The following is a 12,817-nucleotide window of genomic DNA, read 5'->3' on the forward strand; positions in this document are numbered from 1 at the left end:
CTCGAGATCGAGGAGGTCATGAAGGTCGGCTATCGCGACATCCGCTGCGTCGAGTCCGGCGGTCCGGAGCCGGGCGTCGGCTGCGCCGGCCGCGGCGTCATCACCTCGATCAACTTCCTCGAGGAGAACGGCGCCTATGAGGACATCGACTACGTGTCCTACGACGTGCTGGGCGACGTGGTGTGCGGCGGCTTCGCGATGCCGATCCGCGAGAACAAGGCGCAGGAGATCTACATCGTGATGTCCGGCGAGATGATGGCGATGTATGCCGCCAACAACATCTCGAAGGGCATTCTGAAGTATGCGAACTCCGGCGGCGTGCGCCTAGGCGGCCTGGTCTGCAACGAGCGCCAGACCGACAAGGAGCTGGAGCTTGCCGAGGCGCTGGCCAAGAAGCTCGGCACGCAGCTGATCTACTTCGTGCCGCGCGACAACATCGTGCAGCACGCCGAGCTGCGTCGCATGACCGTGCTGGAATACGCGCCGGACTCGGTCCAGGCCGGCCACTACCGCTCGCTGGCTCAGAAGATCCACAACAACGGCGGCAAGGGCATCATCCCGACGCCGATCACGATGGACGAGCTCGAGGACATGCTGATGGAGCACGGCATCATGAAGGCCGTGGACGAGAGCCAAATCGGAAAGACTGCCGCCGATCTCGCCGCAACGGCTTAAGCAGTCTTGGTACCGGCCTTCCTCCCGTCGGAAGGCCGGTACCTCATCGCATGTCCCGTCGACATGGCGGCAGGGGATCGCGCTATGACCATCGCAATCGTGGGCGTCTCGGAATCCGTTGCTGTCGGCCTGCAAAAGTCGCCGCGCAACGGCTCGTTCGAAGAGGACAAGCGGCATCACGGCCGCGAGATTTACCGCCTGCTGACCGGCGTCGATCCCGAGGACGCGCTGATCGACAGCGACATCGGCTTCGACCGTCACGTCATCGCATCGATCCTCTCTGTCGCGGCGATGGAGCACGGCGTATTGGCGGAGCGCGCCGGGCTTTCGACCGTCGAGCTGATCGCGCTGCTGGCGCAGTTGTTTCCGGCAGCCTCGATCGACTCCTCATGGCTGCCGTTCACCGGGGCCGTGGCCGCGCCAGACGACGACGAGATCACGATGGTCCGCGATCTGCTCGCCGCGCAGCGCTCCACGGACGGCGAGGTCGGCCGCTGGCTCGCGGCCATGGTGGCGCGTCGCGCGATGGAGCCCAACCATCTCTGGGAAGACCTGGGCCTGCGCGAGCGGTCCGAGCTGTCGCGGCTGCTGATGCGCCACTTCGCGCCGCTGGCGAGCCGCAACGCCAGAAACATGCGCTGGAAGCGCTTCTTCTACCGCATGCTGTGCGAGGACGATGGCTTCGTGATGTGCACGACGCCGGTCTGTACCCAGTGCAACGACTTCGAAGTTTGTTTTGGCGAGGAGAGCGGCGAGAGCCGGATGGCCGAGCGGCGACGCGAGGTGGCGCTGCAGGAGGCGGCGGGCGCCGCGATGTGAGTTCGAGGACCGTGACGATGTTGTTGGACAGCCAGCTTGGATTCCCGTGCAACTCCGACAGCGGACGTTGTCCCCAGGCGGAGACTTGCGAAGCTGGCGAGATCCTGATGCGTCGATGCGAGGACGCGCTGCGTCGGGCCGGGTTGCGTCCTACCCAGCAGCGTCAGCAACTGAGCCGGATTCTGTTCGGCGGCGGCGACCGCCACATCACCGCCGACGCGCTCTATGCCGCTGCCGTTGCTTCGGGCATGAAGATCTCGCAGGCCACCATCTACAACACCCTCAACCAGTTCGTGGAGCTCGGACTGCTGCGGCAGATCGGCGTGGACGGCTCGAAATCATTCTTCGACACCAATACGACCGTGCATCCGCACTTCTTCTATGAGGACGAAGGCGAGCTCGTCGACGTGCCCGAACAGGTCGCGTTCGAGCAGTTGCCCGAGCCGCTGCCGGGCTACGGCATGGAGCGGATCGACATCGTCATCCACCTGCGCCGCAGGCGCCACGCCTGACGGCAGCCTTGGTCGCCGCGCGGTCCAGGCGCGGCGCTGGCATGTCTCTCCGCGTCGACGTTCGATGTCCGACGCTGTCACGAATCCGACAATCCGGGACGTTGGAAAAACAATCGGATATTCAATTGGTTGGCGTGGTGTCCGGCGGTGGCATGGCCGTTGCTGAGTGAATGGCAGGCCGCAACGGAGCGTCGTGCTTCTGGCGGCCACACACAGGTTGCGACGGAGCGAGTGAATGCCAGACGTCTCCGGACAGCGCGGGTCCAGGAATGCCCGAGATGCCGGCTCTGCCAACGGGAGCGCGGTCTCGGGGAGCCCGATGCCCCGGGTCATCCTCAACGATACCACGCTCCGCGACGGCGAGCAGGCGCCGGGCGTCGCCTTCGCTCTCGGAGAGAAGGTCGCGATCGCCCGTGCGCTGGCGCGAGCCGGCGTTCCCGAGATCGAGGCCGGCACGCCGGCAATGGGGGCCGACGAGATCGCTGCCATCAGGGCGATCGTCGAGGCCAGTCTGCCCGCGACCATCATCGGCTGGTGCCGGATGCGCGAGGCGGATGTCGATGCGGCGATCGCGGCCGGCGTCTCGATGGTGAATGTCTCCATCCCGACATCCGACGTGCAGATCGCCGCCAAGCTCGGCGGCAGCCGCAGTGCCGCGCTGGAACTGCTCAAGCGCGTGGTCGGCTATGCGCGGAGCCGCGGACTGGCCGTTGCCGTCGGCGGTGAGGATTCCTCGCGCGCCGATGTCGGCTTTCTCGCCGAGGTGATCGCGACCGCAAAGTCGGTCGGCGCCCGGCGCTTCCGCGTCGCCGATACGCTGAGCGTGCTCGATCCGGACGCGACGTCAGCTCTGGTCGGCGCCTTGCGCGCGACCACGGACCTGGAGATCGAGTTTCACGGCCATGACGATCTCGGTCTTGCCACCGCCAACACGCTGGCGGCGGTCAAGGCGGGCGCGACCCATGCATCGGTCACCGTGATCGGCCTCGGCGAGCGCGCCGGCAATGCTCCGCTGGAGGAGGTCGCGGTCGCGCTGCGGCAGCTCTACCGGCGCGAGACCGGCATCGTGCTGGCCGAACTCGATCACGTCGCCAATGTCGTGGCGGCCGCTGCGGCGCGCGCCATTCCACTCAACAAGGCCATCGTCGGCGAGCACGTCTTCACCCATGAATCCGGCATTCACGTCGATGGCCTGCTGAAGGATCAGCGCACCTACCAGGCGCTCGATCCGGTGCTGTTCGGCCGCTCCAACCGGATCGTGATCGGGAAGCATTCCGGGCTGTCGGCGATCACCTCGCTGCTGTCGGATCTGCGCCTGCCGGCGAGCGCCGACCAGGCTCGGCACATCCTGGCGCGCGTGCGCAGGCATGCCGTCGTTCACAAGGGGCCGGTGCCGAAAGAGGCCGTTGCGGCCATCTGGCGCGAAGTCTGCGATCACCCGCTGGCGAGCTTTGCCTGATCATGAGCGACATCGTCGATACCCCCATTGCCAAGCCGATCGTCGTCGAGGCGAGCCCGCCCTCGCTGCTCCGCCTGATCCGCGAAGACATTGGCTGTGTCCGCTCGCGCGATCCGGCGGCGCGCAGCGAAATCGAGACCCTGCTGACCTATCCCGGCATTCACGCGCTGATCTGGCACCGCCTGGCGCATCGGCTGTGGATTCGCGGCTGGCGTTTTCCGGCACGCTTGTTGTCGTGGCTCGGACGCTTCCTGTCGAATGTCGACATTCATCCGGGCGCCGAGATCGGCCGCCGCTTCTTCATCGATCATGGGGCCTGCGTCGTGATCGGTGAAACTGCCGAGATCGGCGATGATGTCACGCTCTATCACGGCGTCACCCTGGGCGGCACGTCGTGGTCGCCAGGCAAGCGGCATCCGACGCTGGACAGCGGTGTCGTCGTCGGCGCCGGCGCCAAGATTCTCGGCCCGATCACGATCGGTCCGCGGACCCGCGTCGGTGCCAACTCCGTCGTCATCCAGAGCACGCCGCCCGACGTCACCGTGGTCGGCATCCCTGCCAAGGTGGTGCGGCCTGAATTCACCCATCGGCGGACCGTCGGACGCATCGATCTGGATCATCATCTGATGCCTGATCCGGTCGGTGAGGCCCTTTCCGTGATGCTGGACCGGATCGAGTTTCTCGAAGCGCAGCTCGCTCACATCAGACAGAAGGTGCGCCAGGGACCGCCGCCTCCGGCGCCGACCTCGTTGTGCGAGGTTGATCCGATTTCGAGTCAAGGAGCAAAGCAATGACTGTGGCAACGCCGAACGTTCTGGACGAACTGAAGCAGACCTCTGCTGCCGAGGAATTCTTCAAGCTGCTCGGTGTCGACTACGATCCCAAGATCCTCAATGTCTGCCGGCTGCATATTCTCCGCCGGATGGGGCAGTACCTCGTCAGCGAGGACTTCTCCGGCGTATCCAGCGAGGATGTCGCAGCCCGCTGCAAGTCGTACCTCGAGCAGGCCTATCAGGACTTCCTCGTCTCGACGCCGCTCGATCAGCGGGTGTTCAAGGTGCTCAAGGAGGCGGTGGCGCCGCCGAAGCCGGCTCCCAAGCCATTCGTGTCGCTGACGACGCTCAAGTAACGCATGAACTAACGATCGCTCCCAGAAGCGCCGCCAGCACCACTGGCGGCGCTTCTGCTTTCAGGCGAGCGGTGCGCTCTCAAAGTCCTGTCGCATTCCCGACGCGTGTTGCTTGCGACGTGTCGGACCTCGGCGGCGAGTTCTCAGAAGCAGTTCAGGTTCATGCGCCAAGGTGTTGAATCCGTGCCGATAATCATCGCGGCCGAAACTGGTACGACAATTGCTGTCCTGATCGCAGGCCTACACACCCGGAGTGATCGCATGCATATCGTCGTCTGCATCAAGCAGGTTCCGGACTCCGCGCAGATCCGCGTTCATCCGGTGACCAACACCATCATGCGCCAGGGTGTGCCGACCATCATCAACCCCTACGATCTGTTCGCGCTCGAGGCGGCGCTGCAACTGCGCGACAAGTTCGGCGGCGAGGTGACGGTGCTGACGATGGGGCCGCCGTCCGCCGAAGACTCGCTGCGCCGGGCACTGACCTACGGCGCCGACCGCGCCGTGCTGCTGACCGATCGCTTCTTTGCCGGCGCCGATACGCTGGCGACCACCTATGCGCTGGCGACAGCCATTCGCAAGATCAGCGAGACCTTCGGAGCGCCGGACATCGTGTTCACCGGCAAGCAGACGATCGACGGCGACACCGCGCAGGTCGGCCCGGGCATCGCCAAGCGTCTGGGCCTGCTGCAACTGACCTATGTGGCGAAGATCAACGAGGTCGATCCCGTCGCGCGCACCATCGAAGCCGAGCGTCGCTCCGAGGGCGGCGTTCAGGTGCTGAAGACCAGGCTGCCGTGCCTGGTGACGATGCTGGAGGCGACCAACGAGATCCGCCGCGGCGCCATGGCCGATGCGCTCCGTGCGGCGCGCGCTCAGATCGTGACCTGGAGCGCCAAGGACGCCGGCGTCGAGGACATCTCGAAGTGCGGCCTGAAGGGCTCGCCGACCATCGTGAAGCGGGTCTTCGCGCCGTCGGCCCGGGCGGAGAAGGCGACCATGGTCGACTTCTCGAACCGCGCGCCGGCCGACGCGCTGATCGAGGAATTGTTCAAGCGGCAGCCGAAGCTCGAAGCCGAGCTGACGACGTCAGCACACGGCTTCTGATCCAGACGGCTTTTGACGGACCAAGGGACGACGATCATGAGCGAACCCACCAAAGCACCGCCCGCCGCAGCCGGTCGCGCCGCGACCAAGAAGGAGCTGCCGGAGCATTTCAAGGCCTACAAGCACGTCTGGGTGTTCATCGAGCAGGAGCGGGGCCAGGTTCACCCGGTGTCCTGGGAGCTGATGGGCGCCGGCCGCAAGCTCGCCGACAAGCTGAAGGTCGATCTGGCGGCCGTGGTGATCGGTCCTCCCGGAGAAGCCGTGCGGCACGCTGCCGCGGAGTCGTTCTGCTATGGCGCCGATCTCGCCTACATCGTCGCGGACGGCGTTCTTACCGACTATCGCAACGAAGCCTATACCAAGGCACTGACCGACGTCGTCAACACCTTCAAGCCGGAGATCCTGCTGCTCGGCGCCACCACGCTCGGCCGCGACCTCGCGGGCTCCGTCGCGACGACCCTGCTCACCGGTCTGACCGCCGACTGCACCGAGCTCGACGTCGATGCCGACGGCTCCCTGGCCGCGACGCGGCCGACCTTCGGCGGCTCGCTGCTCTGCACGATCTACACGCTGAACTACCGGCCGCAGATGGCGACCGTCCGCCCACGGGTGATGCCGATGCCGGACCGCGTCGAGAGGCCCGCGAGCCGCGTCATCGAGCACAAGCTCGGTCTCGTCGAGGAGGACATCGTCACCAAGGTGCTGTCCTTCATTCCGGATCGCGATTCCGCCAAGTCCAATCTCGCCTATGCCGACATCGTCGTGGCCGGCGGGCTCGGGCTCGGCTCGCCGGAGAATTTCCAGCTCGTCAAGGGACTCGCGTCGGTGCTCGGCGCCGAATTCGGCTGCTCCCGGCCGCTGGTGCAGAAGGGCTGGGTGTCCTCGGATCGGCAGATCGGCCAGACCGGCAAGACCATCCGGCCCAAGCTGTATATTGCCGCAGGCATTTCCGGCGCGATTCAGCATCGGGTCGGTGTCGAGGGCGCCGATCTGATCGTCGCCATCAACACCGACAAGAACGCGCCGATCTTCGACTTCGCGCATGTCGGCATCGTCACCGACGCGATCCGGCTGCTGCCTGCGCTGACGGAGGCATTCCGTGCGCGTCTGTCGCCGCATTCGCGCGATCGCATCGCAAGCTAGGCACCAGAGAGGGAGCAGGGCAATGATCGAGGAACGTTTCGACGCGATCGTCGTGGGTGCCGGCATGGCCGGCAATGCGGCTGCGCTGACCATGGCTCAGCGCGGCATGAAAGTGCTGCAGCTCGAGCGCGGCGAGTATTCCGGCTCGAAGAACGTGCAGGGCGCGATCCTCTACGCCGACATGCTGGAGAAGCTGATTCCGGACTTCCGCGAGGAAGCGCCGCTCGAACGCCATCTGGTCGAGCAGCGCTTCTGGATGCTCGACGACAAGTCGCATGTCGGCCTGCACTACAAGTCGGACGACTTCAACGAGGAGAAGCCGAACCGCTACACCATCATCCGTGCCCAGTTCGACAAGTGGTTCTCGTCCAAGGTCAAGGAAGCCGGCGCCACCGTGCTGTGCGAGACCACCGTCACCGAGCTGGCGCAGGACGCCTATGGCAAGGTGATCGGCGTCAGGACCGATCGACGCGATGGTGAGATCCATGCCGACGTCGTCGTGCTGGCGGAGGGCGTCAACGGCCTGCTCGGGAGCCGCGCCGGCCTGCGCGAGCGGCCGAAGCCGGAGAACGTCGCGCTCGCGGTCAAGGAGATGCACTTCCTGCCGCGCGAAACGATCGAGGCGCGCTTCAACCTGAAGGGCGACGAGGGCGCCGTCATCGAGGCCGTCGGTACGATCTCACGCGGCATGACCGGCATGGGCTTCATCTACTCCAACAAGGAGTGCATTTCGCTCGGCATCGGCTGCCTCGTCTCCGACTTCCAGAAGACCGGCGAGACGCCCTACGGCCTGCTCGAGCGGTTCAAGCAGCATCCGTCGGTGGCGCCGCTGATCGAGGGCTCGGAAGTCAAGGAGTACTCGGCGCATCTCATTCCCGAAGGCGGCTACAACGCGATCCCGCAGCTCTGCGGCGATGGCTGGGTCGTGGTCGGCGATGCCGCCCAGCTCAACAACGCCGTTCACCGCGAGGGCTCCAATCTCGCGATGACCTCAGGGCGCATCGCGGCCGAGGCGATCTTCCAGGTGAAGTCGCGCCGTGATCCGATGACCAAGGAGAACCTCGCGCTCTACAAGAAGATGCTGGAGGACTCCTTCGTCATCAAGGATCTGAAGAAATACAAGGACATGCCGGCGCTGCTGCACAACCAGTCGCAGAACTTCTTCCTGACCTATCCGCAGCTCGTCTCCAAGGCGATGCAGAACTTCGTGCGCGTCGACGGGACGCCGAAGAAGGAGAAAGAGAGCAGCACCGTGCGCTCCTTCGTGAATGCAAGGTCATGGACCGGCCTGTTCGGCGACGCCTTCAGGTTTGCCCGGGCGTGGCGATGATTGGTGAATAAACGAGACAGCTTAAGCGAGGGAGATCAGACATGAGCACGGACGTCGCAGTCAGGGTCGAAGACAAGCTGTTCTACAATCGCTATCAGGTCGATCCCGGCCGGGCTCATATCAAGGTCCGTCCGCATACGACGCCGACGCCGCAGTTGAAGGCGCTTCTCAAGGCCTGCCCGGCACGCTGCTACGAGCTCAACGACAAGGGCCAGGTCGAGATCACGGTCGACGGCTGCATCGAATGCGGCACCTGCCGGGTCATCGGCGAGGCCAGCGGCGACATCGAGTGGAGCTATCCGCGCGGCGGCTACGGCGTGCTGTTCAAGTTCGGCTGATGCCCGTCGGATCGCGCAGGTCGACGAGGCGCCGCAAACCGGTGCCGGATCATCAATCCTATATCGTTCTTGATATAGGTCATTGAGTTCGGGCCCACGTTCTGCTTACATGCTGGGGCAGCAACGAAGCTGCAATCGATGAGGAACAGCACGTGAAGCTGAGCGCACGAAACGTCTTGCCGGGACGGATCATCTCGGTTGAAAAGGGAGCGACCACCGCCCACGTCAAGGTGGAGCTCGCCCCGGGACTCACGGTCTTCTCGGCAATCACCAACGAGGCGGTGGAGGAGCTCGCGCTTGCCGTCGGCGACAGCGTCTCCGCCGTCATCAAGTCGTCGGATGTGATGATCGGCAAATAGGAACATGGCGCCGAATTGTTGCGCCGATCAGCCGGTCGATGCGTGGCGGGCGCGCAGGCCGAGCCACCAGGTTTCCATCGCCGAACGTGACGGCTGCAGCAGCGTGCCGAAGTCGCCCGCAAAGCTCCGCCAGTCGTCGATGCATTTCTGCGGCACGGCCGTCAGTACCGGAATGCCCGAGGTGATCGCGTCGGCCAGCTCGCCGCGCAACCCGCTTCCCGCAGCCTCCTGCTTGGAGAACTTGTTGATCACGATGAGGTCGGCATGGGCTGCGATCGCGCGGTGAACGGCCATGCCGGCTTCGGCAAGGCCCGCGGTGTCGAGCTTGCAGGCCGTCGATCCGGCGCCGAGGTCCTGGCAGATCGAGATCGTGTCGCCATTGCCGAGATCGATCACGTCCATTCCGCTTTTCTTGCCGACCTCGTCTCTCGTATTGCGCTGAACGATGCCGCCGACCCGGACGCCCCGTCGCAGCAGCTCCTGGGCAAAGGCGTCCAGCAAGGCATCGGCATCGTCGCCCGGTCCATAGAGAATCGCGGCGAGACGGGGCTGATTGAGCTCAACGGGGGCAGGAAGATCGTGCGGGATCATGCGGGGCCTGGCGATCGGAGACGGGCAGCGACCAGGGTTTATATAGAGGATGCAGCCTGTGGAGAAAGAGCAGATGTCGCGCGCGCCGACCATCGCTAAGCACAATGATCTCGAAGCGCTGCTCCGCGACGATGTCCCCTATGGCGACCTGACGACGGAGACGCTCGGGATCGGCGCCGAGCCGGGCCTGATGCACTTCGCTGCGCGCGGCCGCATGGTGCTGGCATTGGCCGAGGATGCGGCGGCGTTGATCGAGCTCACGGGCTGCCATGTCGAACTGTTCGCCGGCAGCGGAACGGTGCTGGAGGAGGGGGCTCCGATCCTCCGTGCAGACGGCGCGGCGGCAGGCCTGTTGCGGAGCTGGAAGGTGGCGCAGACGCTCATCGAGATCTGGTCCGGCGTCGCGACCGGGGCGGCTGCGATCGTCGGCGCGGCGCGGGCGATCAGGCCGGGCATTGCGGTCGCCTGCACGCGTAAGAACGTCCCCGGCACCAAGCCGTTCGCCGTCGCCGCGGTGAAGGCTGGCGGCGCGGTGATGCATCGGCTCGGCCTGTCGGAGACCGTGCTGGTCTTTCCGGAGCACCGGGCGTTTCTCGGCGATGCGTCGCTTGCCGACGTCGCGGAGCGGTTGCGGCGGAGCGCGCCGGAGAAGCGGATCGTGATCGAGGTCACCACGGTCGAGCAGGCGGTCGCCGCCGCCGTGGCCGGCTTCGACGTGATCCAGGCCGAGAAATTTCTGCCTGCCCAGATCGCTACGCTGGCGGAGCGGATCGCCATCAGCGCGGCGCTACAGCGTCGGCCGATCATTGCGGCCGCGGGGGGCGTGAATGCGCAGAACGCCGCCGCCTATGCTGCGGCGGGCGCGGACGTGCTGGTCACCTCGGCGCCCTACCTCGCACGTCCCTGCGACGTGCAGGTGCGGATCAGCCCTACCTCAGCCGCGGCTTGACCGCACGACCTGGCTACTGTGGGTGCCGCGGCGCAGCGCGCTTCTGGCGGTTGGCTCGCCATTCCATGAATTCACGGAACAACCGGGGATCGGCTGAAACGCCGCTCGCCTGCATATCGTTGACCTGTGCATTCGCCCCCAGCATCTGGGGAGGCGGCGTATTGCGATCGAGCCAGTCCTGTGCCGTCTTGAATCTTGTCCAGCCCGCGATCGGCGCCAGCGGCGCCACCTCCTGCCATTTCGGGTGGTATGGCGGCCGTTGCAGCGCCTGCATGTTGCTGAAGAAGGCTTCGACCAGCAGAGACAGCCGGCGGTGACGGTCGCTGCCGGCCGGCCAGTTGAACGACGCCAGCACGGCCTCGGCCGCGATCGTGTTCACCGGCGCCGAGGCGCCGACGAGGTTCGGATAGTCCTCGGCGGACAATTGCGCCGGCAGGTAGTCGTCGTGCAGAGCCTTGTCGTAGTCGACGGGCACCAGGTGCAGATTGGGATCGTTGACCTGGCTCAGCCATTGCACCGGCTTGCCCTCGACCGTGATGATCGCGTCGATGTCGCCCTTGCGCAGCATATCCAGCGCCAGCCGCGGTTCGATATAGAGCAGATGCGGCCTGATCCCGAGGCGCTCGAACACGTTGATCGAGGTGACGAAGGTGCCGCCGTCGGGCAGGTCGACGGCGATGGTCTTGCCGTCAAGCTCGCTCAGGCTGGTGATAGATCTCGGCGCCAGCACGTGCATCTCCTCGTTGAACAGCTTGGTGACATAGACCAGTTGCTCGCGGATGTTGTTGGCGAAGTCCTTGCGCTCGAGAAAGGCCAGGGTGTCCTTGCGGATGATGCCGGCGTCGACGCCGCGCAGCAGCAGGATGTCGGCGACCGATTGCACCGAGCCGCGGCCGATCACGGGAAGGATGCGCAGCTCCGTCCCCTTGTCGAGCGCCGATGCGAGGTCCGCACCCATGTTGGCATAGGTGCTGCCGAACGAGCCGGTCATCAGCGTGACGGTATTGGCATTCAGCTGGTTGGCCAGATCGCGCTTCGCCGTACCGTAACGGAAAATGGTCTTGAAGGAATCGCTGACACTGCCGGGATCGATACCGCTCCGCACCGGACCGAAGCGCTGCCACTTCCCGCCGGTGAACTGCATCATCTGCATCTGCTCCAGCGGCGCGTGATCATGGGGGCTGGTGTTGACGGTGATGCCGGGCGTCAGCATCGGCAATTTGAGGCTCTTCAGGGATGCCGCCTGCTTCATGATGTTGTCGCGCGACAGGTCGTCGCCGCAACTCCGCAACACCGCGACCATCGCGTTTGCCGCGAGGTAGCCGAAGGTCGCAAGACCATTGCTTCTCGGTACGTCCGGCAGATAGCGGTCCATGAAGGCGGACCATTCGCGGTAGGATGGATCGCCCGCCGCCGCGGCCTCCTCGCCCTCGTAGTAGTAGCCCGCGGACAGGATGCCTTCGGCATTCTGCAGGCCGGCCGGCTGCATCACGGCGGAGACCGATTCCGAGACTGTCGAGATGATGTGGTCCGGATGCCAGCCGAGCTCGGCCGCGCGGCGGATCGCCATCACGGCAAATTTGGGTGTGGTCACGTCGAAGAAGATGTCGGCGCCGGAGGCCTTCAGCGTGGCGATCTGCTGATTGACGTTGGCGTCCGTCACCTTGTAGCCGGCTTCCGCGACGATCGGAAGCTTGCCGCCCAGGCCGTCCTTCAATCCCTTGACGTAGTCCCTTCCGAAATCGTCGTCCTGATAGAGAATCGCGATCTTGCCGCGGCTGTGGGTCTCCAGCAGGTACTGGGCATAGACGTGCGCCTCGGCCTGGTAGCTTGGCTGAAAGCCCATGGTCCACGGAAAGTCGTGCGGCTGGTCCCATTGCGAGGAGCCGGATGCCACGAACAATTGCGGGACTTTGTTGGCGTTGAGATAAGGGCGCACCGCCAGGTTGGGGGCCGTGCCCAGGCTCGCAAACATCAGCAGGACGTTGTCCTCCTCGACGAGCTTGCGCGTCATCTCCACCGTCCTCTGCGGCGCATAGCCGTCGTCGTAGGAAATGAAGTTGATGCGCCGGCCGTTGATGCCGCCCTCGGAATTGATCTTGTTGAAGTAGGCCGCGATCGTCTTGCCGATGACACCATAGGCGAGAGCCGGGCCGCTATAGGGCATGGTGTTGCCGATGCGAATCTCGTTGTCGGCGGCGACCGCTCGATGCCCGGCCAGCGCCAATGTTGCGGACAGAGCCAGGACGAGGCATGCAGCTGTTCGAGAGCGGCTGTTCGTTGCATCCCGTGGTTTGCGACGTCGGCTCCATCTAGCGGCCAAGCAGGCGCGAGCTGCAGCATGGATGCCCTGCATCACCAGTCCTCCCATCGATATGTGGTTCTCGAGCGCAGCAGATCGCGGCC

General features: G+C 65.1%; 14 protein-coding genes. 12 read left to right on the forward strand and 2 right to left on the reverse strand.

Features of this window, described 5'->3' with window-relative positions; genetic code table 11:
• From nifH to ACQR1H_RS26735, 11 genes are all read left to right on the forward strand, one after another.
• The coding region (gene nifH / locus ACQR1H_RS26685; RefSeq protein ID WP_434908444.1) for a nitrogenase reductase at positions 1–675 on the forward strand (675 nt) is incomplete at its 5' end.
• An 84-nt stretch (positions 676–759) separates the two neighbouring features.
• Positions 760–1,494, forward strand: coding sequence for a nitrogen fixation protein NifQ (locus tag ACQR1H_RS26690; RefSeq protein WP_434908445.1), 735 nt, complete (start codon positions 760–762; stop codon positions 1,492–1,494).
• Between the two features lie 17 nt (positions 1,495–1,511).
• Entirely contained in the window at positions 1,512–2,006 is a 495-nt protein-coding gene (gene irr, locus ACQR1H_RS26695) for a Fur family transcriptional regulator Irr (protein ID WP_315803662.1), read from the forward strand.
• Positions 2,007–2,325: 319 nt separating this feature from the next.
• A complete protein-coding gene (nifV, locus tag ACQR1H_RS26700; protein WP_315803661.1) occupies positions 2,326–3,465 on the forward strand; it encodes a homocitrate synthase in 1,140 nt (379 codons plus the stop codon).
• Between the two features lie 2 nt (positions 3,466–3,467).
• Complete coding sequence (gene cysE, locus ACQR1H_RS26705) at positions 3,468–4,259, forward strand: serine O-acetyltransferase (protein ID WP_316179965.1); 792 nt, start codon at positions 3,468–3,470, stop codon at positions 4,257–4,259.
• Positions 4,256–4,594, forward strand: a complete 339-nt coding sequence (gene nifW, locus ACQR1H_RS26710) for a nitrogenase stabilizing/protective protein NifW (protein ID WP_434837729.1) — start codon at positions 4,256–4,258, stop codon at positions 4,592–4,594. The genes cysE and nifW overlap by 4 nt, the downstream gene beginning before the upstream one ends.
• Before the next feature lie 261 nt (positions 4,595–4,855).
• Positions 4,856–5,701 carry an electron transfer flavoprotein subunit beta/FixA family protein gene (locus ACQR1H_RS26715; protein WP_315803658.1) on the forward strand — a complete coding sequence of 282 codons (846 nt, stop codon included), beginning with the start codon at positions 4,856–4,858 and terminating at the stop codon, positions 5,699–5,701.
• 36 nt (positions 5,702–5,737) lie between these two features.
• The gene (locus ACQR1H_RS26720; RefSeq protein ID WP_434886370.1) at positions 5,738–6,844 is read left to right on the forward strand and encodes an electron transfer flavoprotein subunit alpha/FixB family protein; all 1,107 of its coding nucleotides are present in this window, start codon (positions 5,738–5,740) and stop codon (positions 6,842–6,844) included.
• A 22-nt stretch (positions 6,845–6,866) separates the two neighbouring features.
• On the forward strand, positions 6,867–8,174 hold the full coding sequence (locus ACQR1H_RS26725) for an FAD-dependent monooxygenase (protein WP_315803656.1): 1,308 nt from the start codon (positions 6,867–6,869) through the stop codon (positions 8,172–8,174).
• Positions 8,175–8,215: 41 nt separating this feature from the next.
• Positions 8,216–8,512, forward strand: coding sequence for a ferredoxin family protein (locus ACQR1H_RS26730; protein WP_172112536.1), 297 nt, complete (start codon positions 8,216–8,218; stop codon positions 8,510–8,512).
• A 152-nt stretch (positions 8,513–8,664) separates the two neighbouring features.
• Complete coding sequence (locus ACQR1H_RS26735; RefSeq protein ID WP_315803799.1) at positions 8,665–8,871, forward strand: TOBE domain-containing protein; 207 nt, start codon at positions 8,665–8,667, stop codon at positions 8,869–8,871.
• Positions 8,872–8,898: 27 nt separating this feature from the next.
• Here the strand turns inward: ACQR1H_RS26735 and ACQR1H_RS26740 are convergent, their stop codons facing one another.
• Positions 8,899–9,462, reverse strand: coding sequence for a DUF2478 domain-containing protein (locus ACQR1H_RS26740; RefSeq protein ID WP_316180160.1), 564 nt, complete (start codon positions 9,460–9,462; stop codon positions 8,899–8,901).
• 73 nt (positions 9,463–9,535) lie between these two features.
• On the opposite strand from ACQR1H_RS26740, the gene modD reads away from it, so the two are divergent.
• Positions 9,536–10,411, forward strand: coding sequence for a ModD protein (gene modD / locus ACQR1H_RS26745; protein WP_434872635.1), 876 nt, complete (start codon positions 9,536–9,538; stop codon positions 10,409–10,411).
• A 13-nt stretch (positions 10,412–10,424) separates the two neighbouring features.
• Here modD and ACQR1H_RS26750 read toward each other — a convergent pair whose 3' ends face one another.
• Positions 10,425–12,767: an ABC transporter substrate-binding protein gene (locus ACQR1H_RS26750; protein WP_315803653.1), complete on the reverse strand. Its 2,343-nt coding sequence runs from the start codon at positions 12,765–12,767 to the stop codon at positions 10,425–10,427.
• Between the last annotated feature and the right edge of the window lie 50 nt (positions 12,768–12,817).

Origin of the sequence: Bradyrhizobium sp. HKCCYLRH2015 (assembly GCF_051168215.1) — a bacterium.
GTDB lineage: Bacteria > Pseudomonadota > Alphaproteobacteria > Rhizobiales > Xanthobacteraceae > Bradyrhizobium.